This is a genomic window from Pseudomonas sp. 5C2 (assembly GCF_034314155.1).
In the GTDB taxonomy this organism is placed as follows: Bacteria; Pseudomonadota; Gammaproteobacteria; order Pseudomonadales; family Pseudomonadaceae; genus Aquipseudomonas.
The window spans coordinates 919,552-944,607 of sequence record NZ_JAVIWH010000003.1 but is presented as its reverse complement, the minus strand read 5'-3'; the positions used below and the strand labels follow the sequence as shown (position 1 = coordinate 944,607).

Below are 25,056 nucleotides of genomic sequence, written 5' to 3'. Positions count from 1 at the left end.
GGATGAGCGCGGGCGCTGTGTCCATCGCGGTGATCATGACTCTGGGCTTGCTGACAGTGATCGCCGTCCGTGGCTTGGGTCACTTCTGGCCGGCTGATGTGGTGCGCGCGCAGTACAACGTGCCCAATCAGACTAACCATGTATTGATCGGTGAAGTGGTACAGGCCGAGGAAGTACCTCGCGCTCGCCTCAAGGGTGCGGGCTTGCCGGTACCCGATGTGGGTCCGGAGTTCATGACTCGCGAGCTGTTCAAGGTCGGCAACCGTGATACCAACCCAAGCGATTTCACCTGGGTTGTCGGCGAATGGCTGACGGAACAGAGCAAACCTGCCGAGCTGATGACCCTGGAGCGACGTGAGTGGGGTAACTACTACGGCTACCTGGTCAACCTCAAGGAAGACGGCAAAGTCATCGCCGAAGGTGAAGCAGCCTGGCCGATTCTTCAAGAGCGAATCAAGCGCGTCGAAACCCTGGCCAGTGAGCTTGGCAGGCTCGAGAAAAAAGACATTGGTGCCATCAACCATGGCATCGAGCGTCTGCGTCTGCACAAACGCAAACTGGAACTCGACGGCAAGCTCGATGCTGCCGCTCAAGCGGACATGGACAGCGAGCGCGCCGAACTGGACGCTCGTTACCAGGCGATTGAAGGGCGACTGGGCTCGTTGCATGAGGCATTCAATCGCGACAGCCTGACAGCCCGCGATGCCAACGGCACCGAAGTGGTGATCAGCGTTGGCAAAGTGGTTCACGCTTACCAACCGAATGCCATGGGCACTTTTACCAAGCTTGGTTTCTACTTCAAGAAATTGTGGGAGTTCCTCAGCGAAGACCCGCGTGAAGCCAACACCGAAGGCGGGATCTTCCCGGCGATTTTCGGCACTGTGATGATGACCTTGATCATGGCCATGATCGTCACTCCGTTCGGCGTTCTGGCTGCGGTGTACCTGCGAGAGTACGCACGGCAAGGCCCGGTCACCCGGTTGATCCGTATCGCGGTGAATAACCTGGCCGGGGTGCCGGCGATTGTGTACGGGGTATTCGGTCTGGGTTTCTTTGTTTACGTGCTCGGCGGTTCGGTGGATCGGCTGTTCTTCCCTGAAGCCTTGCCAGCGCCGACCTTCGGCACGCCAGGCTTGCTCTGGGCGTCTCTGACCCTCGCACTGCTGGCCGTTCCCGTGGTGATCGTTGCCACCGAAGAAGGCTTGGCGCGTATTCCGCGTACCGTTCGCGAGGGCTCGCTGGCACTCGGCGCAACCAAGGCTGAAACCCTATGGAAGATCGTGCTGCCCATGGCCAGCCCGGCGATGATGACCGGGATGATTCTGGCGGTCGCCCGTGCTGCCGGTGAAGTGGCGCCGTTGATGCTGGTGGGTGTAGTGAAACTGGCGCCGTCGCTGCCGGTGGACGGCAACTACCCGTACCTGCACCTTGACCAGAAGATCATGCACTTGGGCTTCCATATTTATGACGTCGGCTTCCAGAGCCCGAACGTCGAAGCCGCGCGGCCGCTGGTGTACGCCACGGCGCTGCTGCTGGTACTGGTGATCGCCTTGCTCAACCTGTCTGCGGTGGCCATTCGTAACCACCTGCGCGAGAAGTACAAAGCGCTGGATAGCTGATTTGAAGAGCGCCGCCCACTCATGCGAGGAGGGCGGTTCGATGAAACGAATTGTTAGCGTATGGAGTAACCCTATGCAGCACGAAACCCATACCCATGGCATCAACATGTCCGCCCTGGGACGCGATAAGCAAGGCCTGAATCTGGCGAATGAAACCGTTGCGCTCGAAGTGCCGGGTCTGAGCCTGTTCTACGGCGACAAGCAGGCGTTGTTCGACGTCAGCATGAACATCCCGAAACAACGCGTGACCGCCTTTATCGGCCCGTCCGGCTGCGGCAAGTCAACCTTGTTGCGCACGTTCAACCGGATGAACGACCTGGTTGATGGCTGCCGTGTGGAAGGCGCCATCAACCTGTACGGCCACGACATCTATCGCAAGGGCGAAGACGTGGCTGAACTGCGTCGCCGCGTCGGCATGGTGTTCCAGAAGCCCAACCCGTTCCCGAAAACCATCTATGAAAACGTGGTGTACGGGCTACGTATTCAGGGCATCAACAAAAAACGTGTGCTCGATGAAGCGGTCGAGTGGGCGCTCAAGGGTGCGGCACTGTGGGAGGAGGTCAAAGACCGCCTGCACGAGTCGGCACTGGGACTGTCCGGTGGTCAGCAGCAACGTTTGGTGATCGCACGTACCATCGCTGTGGAGCCGGAAGTCCTGCTGCTTGATGAGCCGTGCTCGGCACTTGATCCGATCTCGACGCTGAAAGTCGAAGAGCTGATCTACGAGCTGAAAGCCAAGTACACCATTGTCATTGTGACCCACAACATGCAACAGGCGGCGCGGGTCTCCGACTACACCGCCTTTATGTACATGGGCAAACTGGTCGAGTTCGGTGATACCGACACGCTGTTCACCAACCCGGCGAAAAAACAGACAGAAGACTACATCACCGGTCGTTACGGCTAGGGCCTGGCTCGTTGGCCCTGAAGTACTGCTGCGGTCTCGTAGTTAACTGGACGTTCCAAGGACAATAAGCATGATCGATAAAGACAGCCTTACTCATCACATCTCCCAGCAGTTCAACGCCGAACTGGAGGAAGTGCGCAGCCATCTGCTGGCAATGGGTGGCTTGGTCGAGAAACAGGTCAACGATGCGGTGACCTCGTTGATCGAAGCCGACTCGGGCCTGGCCCAGCAGGTTCGTGACATCGACGACCAGATCAACCAGATGGAACGCAACATTGATGAAGAATGTCTGCGTATTCTTGCGCGTCGTCAGCCAGCGGCCTCCGACCTACGTTTGATCATCAGCATTTCCAAGTCTGTGATCGATCTGGAGCGCATCGGTGATGAGTCCACCAAAATTGCCAAGCGCGCCATTCAGCTGTGTGAAGAAGGCGAATCGCCGCGTGGTTACGTTGAAGTGCGGCATATCGGCGATCAGGTGCGCAACATGGTCCGTGATGCACTTGATGCGTTCGCTCGCTTCGATGCCGATCTGGCGCTGTCCGTGGCCCAGTACGACAAGACCATCGACCGCGAATACAAAACCGCGCTGCGCGAGCTGGTCACGTACATGATGGAAGACCCGCGTTCTATCTCGCGGGTGTTGAGCGTGATTTGGGTGCTGCGTTCGCTGGAACGTATCGGCGACCATGCCCGTAATATTTCGGAGCTGGTCATCTATCTGGTGCGCGGTACCGACGTCCGCCATATGGGCCTCAAGCGCATGAGGGAAGAAGTGCAGGGCGTCATTGACGATAGCGCTAATGTTCTGGTCAAACCTGACGATAAATAAGACTGCCTGCAAAAAAACGCCCGGCTCATTGTCGGGCGTTTTCGTTACGGGCTTTGAGTTCAAGCCGCCCGCGAACGAAAAGTCCTGGCGTCGTTAATCGGTTTAGCAATTGGCCATCAACCAGCGCTATGCTTGTCGGGATTTTAAAGGAAAGATCAATGAGTAAAGTCAGTGTACTGGTGGTGGATGACGCGCCATTTATTCGCGATCTGGTGAAAAAAGGTTTACGTAACTACTTTCCCGGCATTCACATCGAAGACGCCGTCAACGGTCGCAAGGCTCAGGTCTTGCTGGAGCGTCAGGCGTTCGATCTGGTGTTATGCGACTGGGAAATGCCGGAGATGTCCGGTCTGGAACTGCTGACCTGGTGCCGTGGGCAGGACAACCTCAAGGCCTTGCCGTTCATCATGGTCACCAGCCGTGGTGACAAGGAAAACGTGGTCCAGGCGATCCAGGCCGGTGTCACCGACTTTATTGGCAAGCCGTTCACCAATGAGCAGCTGCTGACCAAGGTCAAGAAGGCGCTGGCCAGAGTCGGCAAGCTCGACACCCTGTTGGCCAGCGCGCCAACCAAGATGAACTCGGCGTTCGGTAACGATTCCCTCAGCGCCCTGACCGGTGGCAAGGCGGAAGTGGTCAGGCCGGCCGCTGCGCCAGCTACCGGGCCGAAAGCGGCGCCGTTGATCAACTCGTCTGCCCGGGCCTCTGCGCCTGCTGCTGCGCCAGCCCTTGGCGGCCGCGGTCAAGGCCAATTGCGGTTGCCCAGTGGTAACCAGCAATGCGTGATCAAGGCGCTGAGCCTCAAGGAAGCGCTGCTGGTGGTGCGTCGCGGTGACGTCCTGCCACAGGTGCTCGACAGCGCCGTACTCGACCTTGAACAAGGCGAGAACGCCGAAGTCGCCCGTCTCAACGGCTACCTACACGCCATCGTCGCCTACGAACCCAAACCCGACAGCGATTGGCTGCAACTGACCTTCCGCTTTGTCGACCAGGACGCACAGAAACTCGACTACGTCTCCCGCCTGATCGCCCGCGGCACGGCGCAAAAGCACTTCGTACCGGGGGGTTGATCCCTGAGCGTCAGCACCTTCGCAGGCTTGCCTGCGAAGGTGCTGACGCGGTTTGTCTGATTTCCCTGCCTCTTTGCTACTGATTGATACCGCCACCCCCAAATGGCGGCAAATCGCTGCTACGCTCTCCCTGCCTCCCACTACCCAGATATCAATCACGATGCTCGAGCGCTGCTTACTCCTGTGTGCTCTGTTGCTGACCGCGCAATCGTCGGTGGCGGTGACCATCTATAAATTCACCGATGCCAATGGCGTGGTCTCGTTTACCGACAGGCCAACGGCGGGTGCTACGGTGGTGGTGCCTCGCGAGCGGATCGTCGAGCACCTTGAAAAACAGGTGCATCTGAACATCAAAAAGGACAAGGGCGTGCACAGCCTGTTTGTGCGCAACGATTCGTATGCGCCTGTCGAGGTGGAGTTGCAGGTCACGGCGCTGAAGAATGTGCTGGGCACCACGGGGCAGCCGATCCACCGTGTCATTCCCGCCCGCAGCGCTGTGCGTCTGGCCGTGCTCAGTCCCCGGCAGGCGGGCAAGGCGCTGAGTTACACGCCCAAGCTGCGCTACTCGCTGGGCGACCCTGGGCGTCAGCCTCAGGGTTACAGTTACCCGCTGCCTTGGCAGGGCGGGCCTTTTCGCTTGAGCCAGGGTCCCAATGGCGCCTTCAGCCACTTTGGTATTAAAAGCCGTTACGCGATGGACATTGCCATGCCCGAAGGCACGCCAATCATTGCCGCTCGGGCGGGGACGGTGGTTAAAACCGAGAATGGTCAATCGGGCCACGGTGCGGACCCTTCAGGTAATTTTGTCCGGATACTGCACGACGACGGCACCATGGGTGTCTATTTACACCTGATGCGTGGCTCGGTGAGCGTCAAGGAAGGTCAGCGCGTCGTTGTCGGCAGCGCGCTGGCGCGTTCTGGCAATACCGGTAACAGCAGCGGGCCCCATCTGCATTTCGTGGTGCAGCGTAACGGTGGGCTGGGGCTGGAGTCGATTCCCTATCGGTTCGCGGAGCGCGTCGACAGCCTGCCGAATTTTGCGGTAGGCGGGAACTGAGGCGGTCCGGAACACCCCTATCACGAATGAACTCGTTCCCACACAGACCGCACAGTAGATTGCGTCATCACGTGGGAACGAATGGGCCTTTCCAGGTCAATCGAGCTTGAGCACCTTGGCCAGGACGATTTTCGGCCCTTTCATCTTCTTGATGATGATGCGCAGGCCTTCGACTTCCAGCACTTCCTCTTCTTCGGGCACCCGCTTCAGGGTCTCGTAGATCAATCCGGCGAGTGTCTCCGCGTCGATGTGGTCCAGATCGATACCCAGCAGGCGCTCGATCTTGAACAGCGGCGTATCGCCCCGCACCAGCAGCTTGCCGGGTTGGTAGGCAAGAATGCCGCGTTCGGCCTTGCGGTGTTCGTCTTGGATATCGCCGACCAATACTTCCAGCACGTCTTCCATGGTCAGGTAACCGATGACTTTGCCGTCGGCCTCCTCAACCAGTGCGAAGTGCGCGCCACCCTTGCGGAACTGCTCCAGCAGGCGTGACAGGGGCATGTGTTTGGATACGCGCTCCAATGGCCGGGTCAGCTCGGAGAGGTTGAACGACGCGGGGATATGGTCCAGCGCGGCCAGTTCCAGCAACAAGTCCTTGATGTGCAGCAGGCCGACGAATTCGCCACGCTCTGCATCGTAGACCGGGTAGCGGCTGAATTTGTGACGGCGGAACAGGGCCAGGATTTCCTTGAGCGGTGCATTGCAGTCGAGGGTCACCAGGTCTTCGCGGGAATTGGCCCAATCGACCACCTCCAGTTCGCCCATTTCGACGGCGGAGGCCAGCACGCGCATGCCTTGATCGCTCGGGTCCTGGCCTCGGCTCGAATGCAGAATCAGCTTCAGTTCTTCACGGCTGTATTGATGATCGTGATGCGGGCCGGGTTCGCCTTGGCCAGCGATGCGCAGGATGCCGTTGGCGCTGGCGTTGAGCAGGTAAATCGCCGGGTACATGGTCCAATAGAACATATACAGCGGCACGGCCGTCCATAACGACAACAGCTCGGGTTTGCGGATCGCCCAGGATTTGGGGGCCAGCTCGCCGACGACGATGTGCAGGTAAGAGATGATGAAAAACGCACTGAAGAACGATATGCCCTTGATCAATTCCGGCGACTGTACGCCGACCATGTCCAGCAGCGGTGCCAACAAGTGGGCAAACGCAGGCTCACCGACCCAGCCAAGGCCGAGGGAGGCGAGGGTGATACCCAACTGGCAAGCTGAAAGATAGGCGTCCAGCTGACTGTGGACCGTGCGCAGGATATGACCGCGCCAGCCGTTTTTAACGGCGATGGATTCGACCTTGGTCGAGCGCAGCTTGACCATGGCGAACTCGGCGGCAACGAAAAAGCCGTTGAGCAGAACCAGGACCATTGCAAAAAGAATCATGCCGAAATCGGCAAAAAGTGAGGCCAGGTTATAACTAGGGGAAGGGTCCATGGTGGAGTTTTAAAGGTTCCGTATTATCGAGGGGGTTGCCGCAGCCAAAGTGGCGAGCATAAGAGCGCAATGTAGCGGCTACCGGCCAGCTTGCCTAGGGTTTGCTCAGAGCTTGATCTCTTGGGCAGGGGCAAAATGGCAGGTAAAACTGCTGCCTTTGCCCAGCACGCTGCTGATATCCAGTGTGCCTCGATGGCGTAACAGCACGTGCTTGACGATGGCCAGGCCAAGCCCTGTGCCACCGGTATTGGAGGCTCGGCTGGAGTCGACGCGGTAGAACCGTTCGGTCAGGCGCGGCAGATGCTTGGCCTCGATGCCGGGGCCTGAATCCTGTACGCGCAAGTGTGCGCCTTGCTCGTCGCCCCACCAGCGGATGTGGATTGCGCCTTCGGCCGGGGTGTATTTCACCGCATTGAACACCAGATTGGAAAACGCACTGCGCAGTTCGGGCTCGCTGCCCTTGAGTCCGAGTGTGCTGTCGATTTCCAGAGTGATGCGCTGGTTGCGCTGCCCGGACAACGCCTGGGCGTCATTTTTGATGGTCTGCAACAGCGTTGGTACGAGGACCGGTTGGTTGCCCGATGGATAGTCGGTGGCTTCTAGTTTGGCCAGCAACAGCAAGTCATTGAGTAGGGTTTGCATACGCGCGCCCTGCTGTTGCATCTGCTGCAGAGCACGAGTCCAGCGCGGGTTTATCTCTTCAACGTTATCGAGCAAGGTTTCCAGATAGCCACAGATCACCGTCAGTGGCGTGCGTAGCTCATGAGATACGTTGGCGACGAAGTCTTTGCGCATCTGCTCAAGCTGATGAAGGCGGGTCACATCGCGGACCAGCATCAGGTGTTCGTTATTGCCATAGCGGGTGATGAGCAGCTGCACGCGCACGCGATCATTGATCGGCGAGGGGATCTCCAGCGGCTCAAGGTAATTGTTCTGCTCGAAGTATTCTTTGAAGCGTGGATGACGCACCAGGTTGGTGACAGGCTGACCGCTGTCTTGCGGGGTTTTCAGGCCGAGCAAGGTTTCCGCCGCGCGGTTCCACCATTCCAGGTTGCCGTCGCTGTCGAGCATGATCACTGCGTCTTTGAGGGCCGCAGTGGACTCCTGAACGCGGTCGATCACTGCTTGCAATCGGCCACGAACGCGTTGGTCACGGCGTTGCAGCTGATAAATGCTGTCGAACACGTCACCCCACAAGCCATAACCGTCAGGCGGCGGCTCGTCGGGTTTATGCTGGCGTAGCCACTGGTGCAGGCGCAGTAATTGTTTGAGTGTCCATGTCAGGTAAACCGCCAGCCCAATCGCCAGGCTCCAGCCGTAATAACCGCTGACCAAACCGATCACCAAGCAGGCGGTCACCAATAGCAGCATGTGACGGATCAGGGTGCCATGCCAGTTTTGGTTCAATTCAAACGCATCCTTGTCGAGTGGGCGGTCAATCAGGCCTGTCAGCAGCCGACGCGCTAAGACGCGCGGGATCAGCTCTTGGTGGAAAAACGGTAGCCCGTGCCGCGAACAGTTTGAACCAGATTCTCGTAGGCGTCGCCGAGGGCTTTTCGCAGACGCCGGATATGTACGTCTACGGTGCGCTCTTCGACATACACATTGCCGCCCCACACCTGATCGAGCAATTGGCCACGGGTGTAGGCGCGTTCCTGGTGGGTCATGAAAAATTGCAGCAAACGGTATTCGGTCGGGCCCATTTCTGCGGGCTTGCCGTCGATGGTGACGCGGTGACTGATCGGATCGAGTAACAGGCCGCCCACTTCAATTGGTGCTTCGACATCGCTCGGCCCGGCGCGGCGTAACACCGCCTTGAGGCGTGCGACAAGTTCGCGGGGTGAGAACGGCTTGGTGATGTAGTCGTCGGCACCGACTTCCAGGCCCTGGATCTTGTTGTCCTCTTCACCTTTGGCGGTGAGCATGATGATCGGGATGTCGCCGGTCAGCTCATCTCGCTTGAGTCTGCGGGCCAATTCGATGCCCGAGGTGCCAGGCAGCATCCAGTCGAGCAAAATCAGGTCCGGTTTGCGGTCAACGATGATGGCATGGGCTTGCTGGGAGTTTTCGGCTTCCATGCAATCGTAGCCGGCCATTTCCAACGCAACGGCGATCATTTCGCGAATAGGCGCTTCGTCGTCAACTATCAGAATGCTCCTGCCAGCCATGCTCTGTCCTCTTGTCATTTAACTGTCTTGAGTCGCATTAGATAACGGAATTATTGCAGTCGTGTGACAGCTTGGGAGTGGCCAGTATGCCTGCGTATTTTGAGTCTAAGCTTAGAGTTCGCTCTTAAAACAAAAGAGGATGTATCTAAAATGGCTAAAATCTCGAAAACCTTGCTTGGCTTGCTTACCGCGGCGGTACTGGCTTCGTCCGGGATGGCGTTCGCTGCCGACCCTGCCATGGTCAAGAACGGAATGATGGTCGATCAGAAGGGAATGACGCTGTATACCTTCGACAAGGACGCTAACGGTAAATCAATGTGCAATGGCTCGTGCGCTGAAAGCTGGCCACCCCTGATGGCGCCTGCCGACGGCAAAGCGGCTGGCGAGTGGACAACGATCAAGCGCGATGATGGCACGATGCAATGGGCCTATGACGGCAAACCGCTCTACACCTTCAAAATGGACAAAAAGGCGGGAGACATGATGGGCGACGGCAAAATGGACATGTGGCACGCCGCCAAGCATTAAGCGCCTGGCAGTTGCGTTAGCCGTCTGCTTGAACGCTGACGGTTAACGCAGTGCATAGTCGGCGACGATGCCGACAAAAATGGCCAACCCCGCCCAATGATTATGCAGAAACGCTTTGAAACAGCGTTGCGGCTCACGATTGCGTGTGTACCAGAACTCCCAGACAAAGCACCCAGCGGCCACCAGCAGACCTGCGTGGAAGCACGTGCCCAGCTCAAAGCGTGACCCGGCCAGCAGCAGACAGCCCAGCGCCAGGCCCTGCAAACTGAGAATGATCACGCGGTCGGCATCGCCGAACAGCACCGCTGTGGATTTGACCCCGATTCTCAGGTCGTCTTCGCGGTCGGTCATCGCGTAGTAGGTGTCGTAGCCCACAGTCCACAGCAGATTAGCGATGTACAGCAACCAGGCCGCTGCCGGCAGGTCGCCGGTCTCGGCGGTGAACGCCATCGGCATGCCCCACGAAAACGCTGCGCCCAGCACCACCTGCGGGTAGTAGGTGTAGCGTTTCATGAAGGGGTAGCACGCCGCCAGTGCCAAGCCGCCGAACGACAGCCAGACGGTCAGCGAGTTGGTGAGCAACACCAGGAGAAAACTCAAGCCCACCAGTACCGCGAACAACACCAGCGCTTCACGCGAGCGGACCTTGCCGCTGACCAGCGGGCGCTGCTCGGTGCGTTTTACGTGGCCGTCGACTTTACGGTCGGCGAAGTCATTGATCACGCAACCGGCGGCACGCATCAGAATCACGCCGATCACGAAAATCAGCAGATTGCTCAAAGACGGCACGCCCTTGGCCGCGATCCACAGCGCCCACAGGGTCGGCCACAGCAGCAGGTAAATGCCGATGGGCTTGTCGATGCGGGTCAGCTGGATAAAGTTCCAGGCCCGTGGATTCAGGCGGTTCAGCGATTTAAGCAGGCTCAGGTACATCAATGATGCTCCGTAACAACGGGCCCGGCGACTTCAGTCGCGTGCCACAGATTCGGCAGAAAGACCTCAGCCACCAACAAGCTCAAGGCGCCACGGCTGAAACATGAGCGTCGACCCCACAAGCCTTCGACAGCATCATCAGCGGGCAGCCACGCGCCGGGGTAGTGGCACACCTCGAGGGCGCCGCGCTCGAACGCCGCGTCGCAAAACAGCAACTCGCCCAGTGACCGCGTGCCCAGCTCATCCATGTTCAATCCGCCTTCCAGCAGGGCGCTTTGTGCCGCGACGCTACGGGCAAAGACCCACTTTTGGGCATTGCCGCGCAAATACACCTCGCGCACCCAGCCAAGGCTTTGAGCGGGCAAGTCCAGTGCTGCACATTCGTCCGCACGCAAGGTTTGCCAGCCCTCGAACAGGGGGGTCACGCTGAAACTATTGGCAGAAAGGCGAGTTAGGCGGCGGGTCAGCGAGTCCTGATTGAATAGCCAATCGAGGGTCACAGAATCGGGTAACTCCATCAGCTGATTTTGCTGGAGCCAGTCAGGGGCAACAAGAAGAAGGCGTTGGTGGGACACGGTGGGTAATTATTGGCAACAGTCGAAGTGGCGAGCTTAGCATGTTTGATTGCTGGGCCTGACCCCTGAGGACCGCCCTGTTGCGTCGATCGCGCTTGCATCTGAGCGCACCGATCAGTACAAAACGCCCTGAGCCTGGCGGCAATCGAGTTACCCATCGACCGCTTGGGCCAGGACAGCCTGAGAACCGAGAGTATTTACCGATGAAGAAGTGGCAGTGCATTGTGTGTGGCTTGATCTATAACGAGGCCGACGGCTGGCCGGACGATGGCATCGCGCCGGGAACCCGCTGGGAAGATGTGCCCGCGGACTGGCTATGTCCGGACTGTGGTGTGGGCAAAATGGATTTTGAAATGATCGAAATCGGCTGATCTGCCGTTCGACCTTTTACACCTCAATCAGGAGAACCGAATGAACGCACCTGTCGTGATCGTGGGCACTGGCCTGGCGGGCTACAATCTCGCCCGGGAATTTCGCAAGCTCGATGGCGAAACGCCGCTGCTGCTGATTACTGCGGATGACGGGCGTTCCTACTCAAAACCAATGCTCTCCACCGGTTTTGGGAAGAACAAGGAAGCCGATGGCTTGAGCATGGCCGAACCCGGCGCCATGGCTGAGCAATTGAAAGCAGAAGTGCGCACCCATACGCGTATCAGCGGCATCGATCCGGGACACAAGCGCCTGTGGATCGGCGAAGAGGTCGTGTACTACCGCGACCTGATCCTCGCCTGGGGCGCTGAAACCGTGCGTGTTCCTGTAGAAGGTGATGCCAGTGACGCGATATTCCCGATCAACGATCTTGAGGATTACGCGCGGTTTCGCGCTGCGGCCGCAGGTAAACATCGGGTATTGCTGCTGGGCGCCGGTTTGATTGGCTGTGAGTTTGCCAACGACCTGATCCTCGGTGGTTATGAAGTGGACCTGGTCGCACCTTGCGAGCAAGTCATGCCCACCTTGCTTCACCCGGTAGCCGCTGCTGCGGTGCAAGCGGGGTTGGAAGGGCTTGGGGCTCGCTTCCATCTAGGGCCGGTGATGACGCGCCTGCTACGCACCGAGCATGGGCTTGAGGCCCATCTTTCCGATGGAGAAGTGCTTTCGTGTGACGTGGTTGTGTCGGCCATTGGGTTGCGTCCACGTGTCGATCTGGCTGCTGCGGCAGGTTTGCAGACCGGTCGCGGGATTGTGGTTGATCGTCATTTGCAGACATCCCATGCCAATATTTTCGCCCTGGGCGACTGCGCGGAAGTTGATGGCTTGAATCTGCTCTACGTCATGCCGTTGATGAGCTGCGCGCGCGCACTGGCGCAAACCCTTGCCGGCAACCCGACCGCTGTCAGTTATGGCCCTATGCCGATCACCGTCAAAACGCCGGTGTGTCCGTTGGTGGTTTCGCCAGTACCGCGCGGCATGGAAGGGGTGTGGACCGTTGAAGGGCAGGGTGCCGATATCAAAGCCCTGTGTCGGGACGCCAACGGTAACCTGCTGGGTTACGCCCTGACCGGCACCGCTGTTATGGAAAAAATGGCACTGAACAAAGGCTTGCCGCCCCTCTTGGCGTAAATACAGGTCGTTCTGTCGGATAAGCCCCATTTTTGTTTCTACAAACGTCGCGCACAGGCTGGCGCGGGCCCCGATGGCATGCCATCCTCATTCTCGTCTGCCGCATAGTAGAGCTGTTGCGGCGCCTTGGTCGCTGTTCGGGAAGAACAGCACGGACATAACAACAAAAAAACGTCAAAGAGGCTTTATATGCGTAAACCAGAACTCGCAGCCGCCATTGCTGAAAAAGCGGATCTCACCAAAGAACAAGCCAACAAGGTACTCAACGCGGTGCTTGAAGAGATCACTGGCGCACTGCATCGTAAAGACAGCGTCACCCTGGTGGGATTCGGCACCTTCTTGCAGCGTCACCGCGGTGCCCGCACCGGCAAAAACCCGCAAACTGGTGAGCCAGTCAAAATCAAGGCGAGTAACACCGTAGCCTTCAAACCTGGCAAATTTTTGAAAGACAGCGTTAACCCTTAATCTGCTTGAGGTTTCAGCGGGAAGCGAACAGCAGCAAAAATGGGCATTCCAATCAGGTTGGATGCCCTTTTTTTGGCTTTGAAAAATGTGTGGTGCGCAGACGTTTAATTGTCGAACAATCCGACTTCTGTAGCGATCCTCGCCGATCAAGTAACATTTCACTACTGTTGTCGGGGCGGCAAACCGCTACACTGCACCGCTGGCCGCTTTTGACCTGAGCGGCGCCCCTGTTGAGGCTGTGTGCATGAAATTTCGTTTTCTCCTGTGGATGCTCGGCCGAATGATGGCCAAAGCCAGCCGCAACAATCCCGCTTTTCAGAATCAATTGGCCGGTAAGGAATTGACCTTCCAGCTGCAGACATTCGACGGCACGGTCGCGCGCCATTTCGTCGTGAGCGGCCAGCGTCTCACCAGCCGTCCAGGCGTGGTCGCCGAGCCAGCGTTCTCGATTTCGTTCAAGGATGCTGGGTTCGGTTTCGCCACGATGCGGGCTAAAAACAAGCAATTGGCATTTATGCAGGGGATTCAGGACAAGGACATCCAGATCACGGGTAATCCGGGCCTGGTGATCTGGTTTCAGGGCTTGACCAAGTTCCTCAAGCCGAAGAAGAAAGCCGTCTGAAATCACCTGTAGGAGGTGCTGCCCGCGCGCTGTCGCGCAGCAAATGGGGTCTCTCCTACAGGGTGTGACTGTTTAATCAAGCGAATTGCGACGCCAGTTCGCGCAGCAGCACTTCGGCGTCCAGTACCTTTTTCACGGACTCTTCGGCTTTTTCGCGTGGCAGGCCCAGGCGTTCGAACAGTTCATCCGGGATGTCCTCTTCCGGCCCTGAACCGATGCCGTTTTTACGCAGCAAGCGTACCGACAGGCACACCAGATTCGCGTACTCGCAATGAGCGCCAGCGTAGGACGGATCGTGCTGGAAGCGCAGCGCCGTGGCCAGCTCTTCAGGCATATCCCAGTAGCGCATCAACCAGGCACCGATCTGTTCGCGGCTGATGCCGAGCAGATGTTGCTCGACGTAGCTGTGGCACAGGTGCGGGTTGACCTCCAGATGGCGGCAGATCAGCGAGAAGTGCGGCGGGAAGACGTGGGCCAGCAGCAGGTAACCGAAGTTGTGCAGCAAACCGGCGAGGTACGTCAGACCGGCTTCCGGGCGTTGCGCGCGAGGCATGGCGCGGGTCAGGCCTTCGATCACGGCCGCAGTGTAGATCGACTGCTGCCAGTAAGGCGTGGTGTGTTGCGGATGGTCCTTGGGCAGGCTCAGGGTTTTGCCCAGTGCGAGGCCCAAGGCCAGGTTGATCACCAGGTCGAAGCCAAGCACGCGGACGATGGCATCTTCCACCGAGCGGATTTTGCCGGGCGATGCGTAGTAAGGCGAAGCAGCCCAGCTGACCACTTGTGCCGCCAACGCGGGGTCGGTCTCGACTACGCCGGTGATGTCGTCAATCGTGGCGTTGGGATCGACCCGCAACTTGATGATTTTTTGCGCGGTCTCGGCCAGCGGTGGAATTTCCAGCGTCTCTTCCAGGCGTTGCTGAATGCGACGGGCGGTGAAGGCATGCATCGCCTTGATGATTTCCTCGCGGTCATCGTCTGGCCGGTCAAGGTTGGGCCGGATCAAGCTCAGTGGTTCGCCGAAAGTTGCCGCGCTGGCTTTGCTCATCATACCTTTGAAGGCCTCGCTGGAAATTTCCAGCAACAGGCCCGGCTCGCCGGAATTGATCAGTAGCGTCGGCTCTTGTAGCAAGCGCTCTTCATACAGGCACGGTGAGCCGTTCAGCGCAGGTAAGCCAGGCAGCATGCTCTGGTTGTGTTTACCGAGCATGTGATCAAGACGTTCCTGGGGAATGGCGGTCAGCGTGCGTCCGGTCAACTCGGCGAGGCGGTTGAGGTCCAGTAAATGACTCTGCGGGAACAGAACCAGCAGCGTGCCAATGGCGTCGCCGAGGAGGATGGGCTGGACTCTCTGCGAGGCAGGAAGGCTCGTGTCATCCATGACTTCCCGGTAGCTGACGGCTAATTTGCCGAACAGCGCCCGAATGACAGACGGAGCGGGCGGGGTTGCATCGGCGAAGGCAACTTCTGTCATGACGTGTATCCAGATTGTTACAGTTTAGGGAGTATAACCAGCTTAGTTATCCGGCGTCGTTATCGACGCACTCTCTTCATACCTGTCCATATTGCTGGCCATGGCGTAACCAGCGCTCCAACAGTGGGCTTACATGTTGGGGCCAGCGTTCGAGCAAGGCTTGTGCAGCGTCTCGAACGGCCGGCAACAGGTCTGCGTCACGCATCAGGTCGGCGACCTTGAATTGCAGCAGGCCAGTCTGTCGGGTGCCGAGCATTTCGCCAGGACCGCGCAGTTCTAAATCTTTTTCAGCGATGACGAAACCATCATTGGTCTCGCGCATGATGCCCAGTCGTTGCCGCCCAATCTGCGACAGGGGGGGATGATAGAGCAATACACAATGACTCGCGGCGCTGCCCCGACCGACGCGCCCGCGTAACTGGTGCAGTTGCGCCAGGCCCAGGCGTTCGGGATTTTCGATAATCATCAGGCTGGCATTGGGCACGTCGACGCCGACTTCGATGACGGTGGTTGCCACCAACAGTTGCAGGGCGCCTTGTTTGAACTCGGCCATGACGGCCGCTTTTTCCGCAGGTTTCATGCGCCCATGGATCAAGCCCACGCGCAATTCGCCCAAGGCGCTGGTCAGCTCTTCGAATGAGGTTTCGGCGGCTTGGCAGGTGAGCTCTTCGGATTCTTCGATCAGGGTGCAGACCCAATAGGCCTGACGCCCTTCGGCGCAGGCCGCGCGAACGCGTTCGACGACTTCAACCCGGCGACTGTCGACCACCAATACGGTATTGACCGGTGTGCGTCCTGGCGGCAGCTCGTCGAGGATCGAGGTGTCGAGGTCGGCATAGGCACTCATGGCCAGGGTGCGCGGGATGGGCGTCGCGGTCATGATCAGCTGATGCGGACACATCAGGCCACCGACGCCCTTTTTGCGCAGGGCCAGGCGCTGTTGCACGCCGAAGCGGTGTTGTTCATCGATGATCACCAGCGCCAGATTCTTGAACTGCACTTCATCCTGGAACAGCGCATGGGTGCCCACGACCATGGGCGTGCCGCTGGCAATCTGCTCCAGCGAGGCGGCCCGGGCTTTGCCCTTGAGCTTGCCTGCCAGCCACGCGACATCAATACCCAGGGGTTCGAGCCAGCGTTTGAAGTTGACGTAATGCTGTTCAGCCAGAATTTCGGTCGGCGCCATCAGCGCCACCTGATAACCCGCCTCCAGTGCCTGCAAGGCCGCCAGAGCAGCGACCACGGTTTTGCCCGCGCCGACGTCGCCCTGAATCAGGCGCAGCATGGGTTCTGGCTGACTCAGGTCATAAGCGACTTCGTTGCCGACCCGTTGCTGCGCGCCAGTGGGCGCAAAACCAAGGTTGGCGAGGAACTGTGGTGGCAGCTTTGTGGCTTTGGGCAATGCCGGGGCGCGCTGCGAGCGCAAGCTTTCACGCAGGCGTTGTTGCGACAGTTGATGGGTCAGTAACTCTTCGAATGCCAGGCGGTGCTGGGCCCAGTGATGGCCGAGGGCAAGCTCTTCCAGGTCGGCGTTCGCGGGTGGATGGTGCAAATAACGAATGGCTTCATCCAGCGGCGCCAGTTGATAGTCGCGCGCCAGCTCTTCAGGCAGCCAGTCGGGCAGGCTTTTGGGGCCCAGCAGCGCCAGGCTTTGCTGGCACAGCTGGCGCAAACGCTGCTGGGTCAGGCCTTCGGTGGTTGGATAAATGGGCGTGAGGGTTTGTTCAACCGGGATGTGCTCATCGTCGGTCAGTGCGCGGTATTCCGGGTGATAAATTTCCAGCCCGGACGCGCCGGGCCTGGCTTCACCGTAGCAGCGCAGGTGGGTACCGCGTTTCATGCCCTCTTTTTGCGCATTGCTGAAGTGATAAAAGCGCAGGCTGAGCGTGCCTGTACCGTCGCCCAGGCGCACCAGCAGGCTGCGGCGCTTGCCCATGACCACATCGGCGCCGCTGACCACCCCTTCTATCACCGCGTCCTGGCCCGGACGCAATGCGCCGATGGGCACGACACGGGTCCGGTCCTGATAGCGCAGGGGCAGGTGGAACAGGACGTCCTGAAGATTCTCGAGGCCTACTTTGGCCAGTTTCTCGGCCATGGCCGCGCCGACGCCTTTAAGCGCCGTGACGGAGACGTGGGACAACTCGCTCATGTTGCGACTTAGCTCGCTTCTACTTTAGGCCGGGTCACCGAGCACAGGCGCACGGAGTCGGCGAGAATCTCGATCGCCTTGGGCCGAGGGAAGCTCGCGCGCCATGCGATCGCCACGGTGCGGAACGGCGCGGGCGGGGTCAGCGGACGCACTTCGATGATGCCAGGTGCATAGTGATGGCTGTCGACGGCTGACATCGGCAGGATTGAGATGCCCAGTCCTGAGGCAACCATGTGCCGAATGGTTTCCAGCGAACTGGATTCGACGGTGGTGTGCTTGACGCCTTCGCTGCCTTTGGCCAGTGTCGGGCACGCTTCGAGCACCTGATCACGGAAACAGTGACCTTCGCCGAGCAGCAACAGGCTCTTGTCGTTCAGCGCAGCGGCATCGATGGACTCTTTCTGGGTCCATGGGTGGTCCGCAGGCATCAGTACGTAGAACGGCTCGTCGTACAGCGGCAGGGTCAGTACATCGGCTTCATTGAATGGCAGCGCAATGATAATCGCGTCCAACTCACCGTTGCGCAGTTTGTCGCGCAGGATATGGGTGAAGTTTTCTTCGATGTACAACGGCATTTGCGGGGCGACCCGGTGCAGTTGCGGGATCAGGTGCGGGAACAGGTACGGGCCAACGGTGTAGATCGCGCCGACTTTGAGCGGTGCGGTCAGCTGGTTCTTGCCAGCCTGAGCCAGTTCGCGGATGCCTTGAGCCTGTTCGAGCACTTTTTGAGCTTGAGCGACAATCCCTTCGCCGACCGGGGTCAGGCGAACGGCACTCTTGCTGCGCTCGAAAATCAGCACGCCAAGTTCATCTTCCAGCTTTTTCACGCCCACCGAGAGGGTCGGCTGGCTGACGTGGCAGCGCTCGGCGGCGTGTCCGAAATGTTGTTCCTGGGCGAGCGTAACGATGTAGCGCAATTCTGTAAGGGTCATAGCGTGCGTCCATGAGGTAGCGACCCCAGCATAGCGGCTGCAATCGATAGACGCACGTTATCAGCTGTACTCCAGTCAATCAAAATTACGATTTCAGCGTTTATCCAGGGAATAAACGAAAGGGGCGAGTATTTCCATTGCGCCATTAGTCAGTGCTTCAGCGGGCGGCTTGGGCAACGGTTGCGCACGTCGGATCATTTCAAGAGTGGCTCGATCCAACGCGGTGCTGCCGGAGTTGCCCGCCAGCGAGAAGGACAGGACCCTGCCGTCGGCATCGACGACAAAGCGCAGACTGACCGTCCCCTGGGTGCCGCGACGGCGCGCATCTTCGGGGTAGCGTTTGTACTTGGCCAGATGCTGCTGCAAATCGGATTGCCAGTTGCGCTTCGCATGACTGTCCGACGGTGTGCTGGATGGCTGCGGCGCCGCGGCGGCTTTTTCAGGCTTGGCGTCGGTCGGCGGCGTATCCACTGGTTTCTCCTCGGCCGGCTTTTCTTGCGGCGGCTCCGGTTTCTTCTGCGGTTTGGGCGGCTGTGGTTTGGCTTTTGGCTTGATAACCGGCTTTGGAATGGCAATTTCCGGCTTTGGCGCTTCAGTGAGTTTCGGCAACGGCAGGGTTTCCACCGGCGTCGGTGGTTGCGGCGGCTGCACGACCTTGGGCGGCGGTGGCGCGGGTGCTGGCAACGGCGCCAGTTCGACCATCATCGCAGCAGGAGGCAGTTCGATTGCCTGGGGTGCCGACCAGCGCATCGCGACGATAATCGCGATGGCGTGCACGGCGAGCACCAACAACAAACTACCGCTATAGCGCGTCAGTTTTTGGCGCAGAGTCGTCATTTCTTGCCAACCGTCTCGAGGCCCACGAGGCCGACTTTCAGGTAACCGGCACCGCGCAAGGCGTTCATCACCTCCATCAGGTCGCCGTAGTCCACGCCCTTGTCGGCCTGGAAGAAAATCGTCGTGTCCTTCTTGCCCCTGGTCTTGGCATCGAGCACTTGGCCAAGCTGTTCACGACTGATTTTTTCTTCGCCGAGGAATAGGCTCTGATCAGTCTTGACGCTGAGAAACAGCGGTTTCTCGGGCCGAGCAACAGGCTTGGCGGTGGAGGCGGGGAGGTCGACTTTGATATCGACCGTCGCCAACGGGGCGGCCACCATGAAAATGATCAGCAGCACCAACATGACGTCGATAAACGGCGTGACGTTGATTTCGTGGTTCTCGACGAGATCGTCGCCACTGTTTTCGTTCAGATGCAGGCCCATGGTTTACCCCACTTTAACCACGTGAGGCTGCTGGCTACGCTCGGCCGGCAGGTGATCGAGGTCACGACTGACCAGCAGCAGAACGTGTGCCGAGGCATCGGAAACCTGGGCTTTGTAACCCGCGATGGAGCGGGCGAAAACGTTGTAGATCACCACGGCCGGAATCGCGGCAACCAGCCCAAGCGCGGTAGCCAGCAAGGCTTCGGCAATACCGGGGGCCACCACGGCAAGGTTGGTGGTCTGGGTTTTGGCGATGCCGATGAAGCTGTTCATGATGCCCCATACGGTGCCAAAGAGGCCAACGAAGGGCGCGGTGGAACCGATGGTCGCGAGCACGCCGGTGCCGTTGCTCATGTTGCGGCCACAGGCTGCAACCAGACGTTCCAGGCGGAAGCTGACCCGCTCCTTGATGCCTTCGCGCTCGCGGCTGTTGGCCGACAGGCGCATTTCTTCGAGGGCGTCATGCACTAACAGGTGGCCCAGCGTCCCTTCTTTACTGGCGCTGTCGCTGGCTTCCTTGAGGGTACGGGCCTTTTTCAGGTTGACGATTTCGCCGCGCAGGCGCCGCTTGGCGCCCAACAACTCAACGCCTTTGGCGATCCAGATTGTCCAGGTGATGATCGAGGCGATGGCGAGACCAATCAGGACGACTTTCACGATGATGTCGGCATGCTGGTACATGCCCCAAGGCGACAGGTCGTTGGCCATACCGAGGCTGTTGTCATCGACAACGGCTGCGTCTTCACGTTGCTCTACAACCGGGGCGGCGGCAGGGTCGACAATGCCATTGGCGGGTGCGGCAGCGACAGCCTGGACGGCGGGCGAAGCAGCAGCGACCGGTTCATTGGCAAACGCGCTGGGAGCCAGCATCAGGCTGAGCATCAACGCAGCAATACCGCGCCATGCGCGCGGCAGGCTGGCAAGCTTGGTGGGCGAAGCGAGGGATTGGATACGTGTCATGCTGGCCTGACCTGAGAGGAAAAAGGGGGCTTCGTTCTGCCACTTCGCGCTAGGCATATGACCGGAAGGGCAGAGCAAACGGGTCCCGATTATTGCAAATAATTCTTGTTAACAACAAGTGGTGCGGTATCTTTCCCTATAACCCGTAGGTTTCTGATTAAATTCAAACGTCATTTTCGGCTGTTTACCGCGCCGTTGTCGCACGTTTTTTATTGTGGAGCTCCGACATGTCTGCCCCGTCTGTTTTGATTGCTGGTTGTGGTGATGTTGGAGGCCGTCTCGCCAGCCAACTGCTTGCTCAGGGCTGGACCGTGTCTGGTTTGCGCCGGTCTGTTGCGCGCTTGCCTGCCGGGGTAACAGGCATCGCAGGTGACCTGTTCGATGCTGACTGCCCAAGCGCCTGGCCAACCTCGCCGATTGATTACCTGGTCTACAGCGCTGCTGCGACCGATCATGACGAGGCCGGTTACCGGGCAGCGTATGTGGATGGCCTGCGCAATGTATTGAGCTGGCTCAAGCAAGACGGGCAGAAGCCCAGGCGTCTGGTGTTCGTGTCCAGCAGTAGTGTGTATGGGCAACAGCAGGGAGAGTGGGTCGATGAGTCATCGGCTACCCAGGCGACGGGGTATTCCAGTCGCCTGATGCTTGAGGCCGAGCACTTGGCATTGCACAGCGGCATCCCCGCCAGCGTGGTGCGCCTGACGGGCATCTATGGGCCGGGCCGCGAGTGGTTGCTGACGCAAGTTCGTCAAGGTTATCGCGTCGTGGCCGAGCCGCCGTTATATGGCAATCGCATTCATGTCGACGATGCCGCAGGGCTATTGGCGTACCTGCTACAGGCGGATGCCCGTGGCGTTGCGCTGGATGAGTGCTATATCGGTGTCGATGATGCGCCCGCGCCCTTGGCTGAGGTGGTTGCGTGGCTGCGTGAGTATCTGGGGGTTACCGAGTGGTCGGCTGAGGCCAGCGTGCGCCGCGCCGGCAGCAAGCGCTGCAGCAATGCCCGGGCCCGGGCCTTGGGCTGGGTGCCGCGTTATGCAAGTTATCGCGAGGGCTACGCTGCGGTGCTTGAAGGGCAGAAATAGGGGTCTGAACCCTGCATCGCCGACAGGCCTGTATCGCCAATAAATTCGCTCCCACGGGGGGTGTGGGAGCGAAGGGCAGACCGTGCGGCTTCAGTTCCGCTCGAGCAACCAGTGACGTGCACCAGGACGCAGGTCCGGCATTTCGTCGGCCTTGGCCTGATTGACGGCCTGGAGTATTTCCATCTGCTTGTCTTTGCGGACAAAGATCCAGGCATTGCCTTTTTGGGCTTTTTCCAGCCAGAGGCTGTCGTGTTCGCCGCTCATGGCTGCGCAATCACCGGCCAGGCATAGGGCGTAACGATCATTGCCCGGCAAGCCAATAATGCTGCCGTCAGGCTGGAACTGAACGACGCCGCCAGCGCCTTCGCCGTCGACAATTTTCCATTGACCGCCCATATAGGCGCTATACAAGGCTTTCTCGAAACTGCTGCCCGGCGGTGCGTCGGCAGGCGCGGGATTTTCAGGCTGCACGAAGCGTTGTTCCGGGCTCGAGTCGCTGACGCCTTGAACCAGTTCGTCGCCTTTGAGGCTCAGGTCTTCGAAGAAGTTACCGTAGAAATCGACGTGCCATTTGCCATCGGCGGCACTGACGATTTTGCCTTCACTCAGCTCGAAGCCATTAGAGAAGGCGGCCTGCCTGGCTTTTGTGTCGACGTGCCATTCCAGGTTAGGCCCGTTGGCAAGCAGCGCCTGGCGCAGATTTCCACCTTTGGAGGCGGCATCGATAGCGGTCTGGTTGATCCAGATGCCGTCAGGGTTACGGTCGGCGTGGCTGGCACAGCCGCTCAATAGCGTGGCGAGCAGCGAGAGGGCAAGCGCAAAGCGCATAGCGGAGTCCTTCCTTTGCAGGGTGGGCGGAACGGCCAGCGCTCCGTCGGGGGAGGTTATTCAATAACGAGGATGGCGTCCATTTCGACCTGCGAGCCTTTTGGCAGCGCAGCAACACCAATGGCGGCGCGGGCCGGGTAAGGCTGGTCGAAGTATTTGCCCATGATCTCGTTGACCTTGGCGAAGTGGCTCAGGTCAGTCAGGAAGATGTTCAGTTTGACGATGTCCTTGAACGAACCTCCGGCTGCTTCAGCCACGGCTTTCAGGTTCTCGAACACCTGAACGGTCTGGGCTTCGAAGCCTTCGACCAGTTCCATGGTTTTCGGGTCCAGCGGGATCTGCCCGGACATGTAGACGGTATTGCCAGCTTTGATCGCCTGAGAGTAAGTGCCGATGGCTGCAGGTGCTTTGTCGCTGGTGATAACGGTCTTGGTCATGAAGAACTCCTGATGAAGTGGTTGGCTACGCGCGCATGCGGGTGATGCGAATGACCCCTGTCAGGGCGCGCAGTTTTCTGATCACGCGGGCCAGGTGCACGCGGTCGTGCACGCTGACTACCAGTTGGACCACGCTGATGCGACCATCGCGCTCGTCCATGCTGATTTTTTCGATATTGCCGTCCGCGGCATTCACGCTGCTGGCCAGCAGGGCGATAAGGCCGCGCTGATGTTCCAGCTCGACGCGCAGTTCGACGTTGAATTCGCCTGTCACATCCTTGGCCCAGGACAGCTGGATGCATTTTTCCGGGTTGTGGCGGATTTCACTGATGTTGCGGCAGTTGTCCAGGTGCACAACCATGCCCTTGCCTGCGGACAGATGGCCGACAATCGGGTCGCCCGGGATCGGCGTGCAGCACTTGGCGTAGCTGAGGACCAACCCTTCGGTGCCGCGAATCGCCAATGGACCTTCGGAGCTTGGCAGTTGCTCGGCTTCGCTGGTCAGCAAGCGGCGGGCGACGACATAGGCCATGCGGTTGCCCAGGCCAATGTCTTCGAGCAGGTCTTCGATAACCTCCACGCGGTACTCGGTAAGGATCATTTGCACGCGGTCGGCGGGAATCTTCTCCAGGGTGCTATTGAAGCCGTTGAGCACCTTGTTCAGCAGGCGTTCGCCCAGGCTGATGGATTCAGAGCGGCGTTGCAGCTTGAGGGCGTGGCGAATATGCGTGCGAGCTTTACCGGTGACCACGAAATTCAGCCACGCCGGGTTCGGACGCGCACCTGGCGCGCTGACGATTTCAACCGTCGAGCCACTTTGCAGCGGCTCGGAGAGCGGTGCCAGGCGACGATTGATCCGACAGGCTATGCAGCTGTTGCCGACATCGGTGTGGACTGCGTAAGCGAAATCGACCGCCGTGGAGCCTTTGGGCAGCTCCATGATCCGGCCTTTGGGCGTGAACACGTAGACCTCGTCCGGGAACAGGTCGATCTTCACGCTTTCGATGAATTCCAGCGAGTTGCCGGCACGCTGCTGCATTTCCAGCACGCCTTTGACCCACTGACGAGCGCGGGCATGCGTGCCTTGTTGCTGCTCGTCGCCATTGGATTTGTACAGCCAATGCGCCGCGATCCCGTTGTTCGCCATCTCTTCCATTTCACGGGTGCGGATCTGGATTTCGATAGGCACGCCATGCATACCGAACAGCGTCGTATGCAGGGACTGGTAGCCGTTGGCCTTGGGAATCGCTATGTAATCCTTGAAGCGCCCGGGCAGCGGTTTGTACAAATTATGCACAGCACCCAGCACGCGGTAGCAGGTGTCGACTTTGTCGACGATGATGCGGAACGCGTAAACGTCCATGATTTCGTTGAAGGCCCGGCGTTTGCCGCGCATCTTCTTGTAGATGCCGTACAGGTGTTTCTGCCGACCGCTGACTTCGCCTTCGATACCGTCCACGGCCAGGCAATGGCTCAGGGACTCCTCGATCTTGTTGACCAGCTCTTTGCGATTGCCCCGTGCCCGTTTGACCGCTTGGCCAATACGTGAGGAGCGCATTGGGTACATGGCCTTGAACCCGAGGTCTTCGAACTCAATGCGAATGCTGTGCATGCCCAGGCGATTGGCGATGGGCGCATAGATTTCCAGGGTTTCCTTGGCGATCCGCCGGCGCTTTTCTCCGGACAGGACTTCCAGCGTGCGCATGTTGTGCAGCCGGTCAGCCAGCTTGACCAGGATCACGCGGATATCGCGCGCCATGGCCATGGCCATTTTCTGGAAGTTTTCAGCTTGCGCCTCGGCCTTGGTCTCGAAGTTCATCTGAGTCAGCTTGCTGACCCCATCGACCAATTCGGCTACGGTTTCGCCGAACTGCGCACAGAGCGCTTCCTTGGCAATTCCGGTGTCTTCAATCACGTCATGCAGCATGGCCGCCATCAGGCTTTGATGGTCCATGTGCATGTCGGCAAGGATATTCGCGACCGCTAGAGGGTGCGTGACGTAGGCTTCACCGCTACGACGGCGTTGGCCATCGTGGGCTTGTTCGGCATAGAAATACGCTCGGCGGACCAGATTGACCTGGTCTTTACCGAGGTAGGCCGACAGACGATCGGCGAGGGCGTCTATGCTCGGCAAGGTGTTACCCCCTGCCGATGGC

25 protein-coding genes are annotated in these 25,056 nt (G+C 59.1%); 11 read left to right on the top strand and 14 right to left on the bottom strand.

Annotation, left to right across the window (positions count from 1 at the left end; translation table 11 throughout):
• Positions 1-2: 2 nt before the first annotated feature.
• The 5 genes from pstA (at position 3) to RGU44_RS19180 (ending at position 5,485) form a co-directional block, all read left to right on the top strand.
• Positions 3-1,619 (top strand): phosphate ABC transporter permease PstA, encoded by a 1,617-nt coding sequence (gene pstA, locus RGU44_RS19200; RefSeq protein ID WP_322278480.1) that lies wholly within the window; start codon positions 3-5, stop codon positions 1,617-1,619.
• A gap of 73 nt (positions 1,620-1,692) precedes the next feature.
• Positions 1,693-2,526: a phosphate ABC transporter ATP-binding protein PstB gene (gene pstB, locus RGU44_RS19195; RefSeq protein ID WP_219063106.1), complete on the top strand. Its 834-nt coding sequence runs from the start codon at positions 1,693-1,695 to the stop codon at positions 2,524-2,526.
• A gap of 70 nt (positions 2,527-2,596) precedes the next feature.
• Positions 2,597-3,358, top strand: a complete 762-nt coding sequence (gene phoU, locus RGU44_RS19190; RefSeq protein ID WP_322177023.1) for a phosphate signaling complex protein PhoU — start codon at positions 2,597-2,599, stop codon at positions 3,356-3,358.
• A gap of 158 nt (positions 3,359-3,516) precedes the next feature.
• On the top strand, positions 3,517-4,428 hold the full coding sequence (locus tag RGU44_RS19185) for a response regulator (RefSeq protein WP_322218593.1): 912 nt from the start codon (positions 3,517-3,519) through the stop codon (positions 4,426-4,428).
• A 160-nt stretch (positions 4,429-4,588) separates the two neighbouring features.
• Entirely contained in the window at positions 4,589-5,485 is an 897-nt protein-coding gene (locus RGU44_RS19180) for a peptidoglycan DD-metalloendopeptidase family protein (protein WP_322182949.1), read from the top strand.
• A gap of 96 nt (positions 5,486-5,581) precedes the next feature.
• On the opposite strand, the gene RGU44_RS19175 is transcribed toward RGU44_RS19180, so the two are convergent.
• From RGU44_RS19175 to phoB, 3 genes are all read right to left on the bottom strand, one after another.
• On the bottom strand, positions 5,582-6,922 hold the full coding sequence (locus RGU44_RS19175; protein ID WP_322177021.1) for a hemolysin family protein: 1,341 nt from the start codon (positions 6,920-6,922) through the stop codon (positions 5,582-5,584).
• A gap of 105 nt (positions 6,923-7,027) precedes the next feature.
• Positions 7,028-8,293, bottom strand: coding sequence for a phosphate regulon sensor histidine kinase PhoR (gene phoR / locus RGU44_RS19170; RefSeq protein ID WP_322182947.1), 1,266 nt, complete (start codon positions 8,291-8,293; stop codon positions 7,028-7,030).
• A 107-nt stretch (positions 8,294-8,400) separates the two neighbouring features.
• Positions 8,401-9,090, bottom strand: coding sequence for a phosphate regulon transcriptional regulator PhoB (gene phoB / locus RGU44_RS19165; protein WP_219063077.1), 690 nt, complete (start codon positions 9,088-9,090; stop codon positions 8,401-8,403).
• A gap of 150 nt (positions 9,091-9,240) precedes the next feature.
• Between phoB and RGU44_RS19160 the strand changes: the two genes are divergently transcribed.
• Positions 9,241-9,618 carry a hypothetical protein gene (locus tag RGU44_RS19160; RefSeq protein ID WP_322218590.1) on the top strand — a complete coding sequence of 126 codons (378 nt, stop codon included), beginning with the start codon at positions 9,241-9,243 and terminating at the stop codon, positions 9,616-9,618.
• 42 nt (positions 9,619-9,660) lie between these two features.
• On the opposite strand, the gene ubiA is transcribed toward RGU44_RS19160, so the two are convergent.
• Positions 9,661-10,551, bottom strand: a complete 891-nt coding sequence (gene ubiA, locus RGU44_RS19155) for a 4-hydroxybenzoate octaprenyltransferase (RefSeq protein WP_322218587.1) — start codon at positions 10,549-10,551, stop codon at positions 9,661-9,663.
• Entirely contained in the window at positions 10,551-11,126 is a 576-nt protein-coding gene (locus tag RGU44_RS19150) for a chorismate--pyruvate lyase family protein (protein ID WP_322218584.1), read from the bottom strand. Before RGU44_RS19150 ends, ubiA begins: the two co-directional genes overlap by 1 nt.
• Positions 11,127-11,329: 203 nt before the next feature.
• Between RGU44_RS19150 and RGU44_RS19145 the strand changes: the two genes are divergently transcribed.
• From RGU44_RS19145 to RGU44_RS19130, 4 genes are all read left to right on the top strand, one after another.
• On the top strand, positions 11,330-11,497 hold the full coding sequence (locus tag RGU44_RS19145; RefSeq protein ID WP_017528588.1) for a rubredoxin: 168 nt from the start codon (positions 11,330-11,332) through the stop codon (positions 11,495-11,497).
• 40 nt (positions 11,498-11,537) lie between these two features.
• Positions 11,538-12,686, top strand: a complete 1,149-nt coding sequence (locus RGU44_RS19140; protein ID WP_322218581.1) for an NAD(P)/FAD-dependent oxidoreductase — start codon at positions 11,538-11,540, stop codon at positions 12,684-12,686.
• A gap of 189 nt (positions 12,687-12,875) precedes the next feature.
• Positions 12,876-13,151: an HU family DNA-binding protein gene (locus tag RGU44_RS19135; protein WP_219063073.1), complete on the top strand. Its 276-nt coding sequence runs from the start codon at positions 12,876-12,878 to the stop codon at positions 13,149-13,151.
• Positions 13,152-13,395: 244 nt separating this feature from the next.
• A complete protein-coding gene (locus tag RGU44_RS19130; RefSeq protein WP_322218578.1) occupies positions 13,396-13,773 on the top strand; it encodes a helicase in 378 nt (125 codons plus the stop codon).
• 76 nt (positions 13,774-13,849) lie between these two features.
• Here RGU44_RS19130 and RGU44_RS19125 read toward each other — a convergent pair whose 3' ends face one another.
• The 6 genes from RGU44_RS19125 to exbB form a co-directional block, all read right to left on the bottom strand.
• Complete coding sequence (locus tag RGU44_RS19125; RefSeq protein WP_322218575.1) at positions 13,850-15,244, bottom strand: aminoacyl-tRNA deacylase and HDOD domain-containing protein; 1,395 nt, start codon at positions 15,242-15,244, stop codon at positions 13,850-13,852.
• A gap of 76 nt (positions 15,245-15,320) precedes the next feature.
• The gene (recG, locus tag RGU44_RS19120) at positions 15,321-17,396 is read right to left on the bottom strand and encodes an ATP-dependent DNA helicase RecG (RefSeq protein ID WP_322177013.1); all 2,076 of its coding nucleotides are present in this window, start codon (positions 17,394-17,396) and stop codon (positions 15,321-15,323) included.
• An 8-nt stretch (positions 17,397-17,404) separates the two neighbouring features.
• Complete coding sequence (locus RGU44_RS19115; protein WP_322177012.1) at positions 17,405-18,328, bottom strand: hydrogen peroxide-inducible genes activator; 924 nt, start codon at positions 18,326-18,328, stop codon at positions 17,405-17,407.
• 93 nt (positions 18,329-18,421) lie between these two features.
• Positions 18,422-19,165, bottom strand: a complete 744-nt coding sequence (locus RGU44_RS19110) for an energy transducer TonB (protein ID WP_322218571.1) — start codon at positions 19,163-19,165, stop codon at positions 18,422-18,424.
• Entirely contained in the window at positions 19,162-19,590 is a 429-nt protein-coding gene (gene exbD / locus RGU44_RS19105; protein WP_322177010.1) for a TonB system transport protein ExbD, read from the bottom strand. Before exbD ends, RGU44_RS19110 begins: the two co-directional genes overlap by 4 nt.
• A 3-nt stretch (positions 19,591-19,593) precedes the next feature.
• Entirely contained in the window at positions 19,594-20,550 is a 957-nt protein-coding gene (exbB, locus tag RGU44_RS19100) for a tonB-system energizer ExbB (RefSeq protein WP_322177009.1), read from the bottom strand.
• A gap of 227 nt (positions 20,551-20,777) precedes the next feature.
• Between exbB and RGU44_RS19095 the strand changes: the two genes are divergently transcribed.
• Entirely contained in the window at positions 20,778-21,635 is an 858-nt protein-coding gene (locus tag RGU44_RS19095) for an SDR family oxidoreductase (protein WP_322218568.1), read from the top strand.
• Positions 21,636-21,725: 90 nt separating this feature from the next.
• Here the strand turns inward: RGU44_RS19095 and RGU44_RS19090 are convergent, their stop codons facing one another.
• From RGU44_RS19090 to spoT, 3 genes are read right to left on the bottom strand one after another with little or no spacing between them, the layout of a single operon-like run.
• A complete protein-coding gene (locus RGU44_RS19090) occupies positions 21,726-22,463 on the bottom strand; it encodes a hypothetical protein (protein WP_322177007.1) in 738 nt (245 codons plus the stop codon).
• Between the two features lie 56 nt (positions 22,464-22,519).
• On the bottom strand, positions 22,520-22,900 hold the full coding sequence (locus tag RGU44_RS19085; RefSeq protein WP_003229509.1) for a RidA family protein: 381 nt from the start codon (positions 22,898-22,900) through the stop codon (positions 22,520-22,522).
• A 25-nt stretch (positions 22,901-22,925) separates the two neighbouring features.
• Complete coding sequence (spoT, locus tag RGU44_RS19080) at positions 22,926-25,034, bottom strand: bifunctional GTP diphosphokinase/guanosine-3',5'-bis pyrophosphate 3'-pyrophosphohydrolase (protein ID WP_219063063.1); 2,109 nt, start codon at positions 25,032-25,034, stop codon at positions 22,926-22,928.
• Positions 25,035-25,056: the final 22 nt, after the last annotated feature.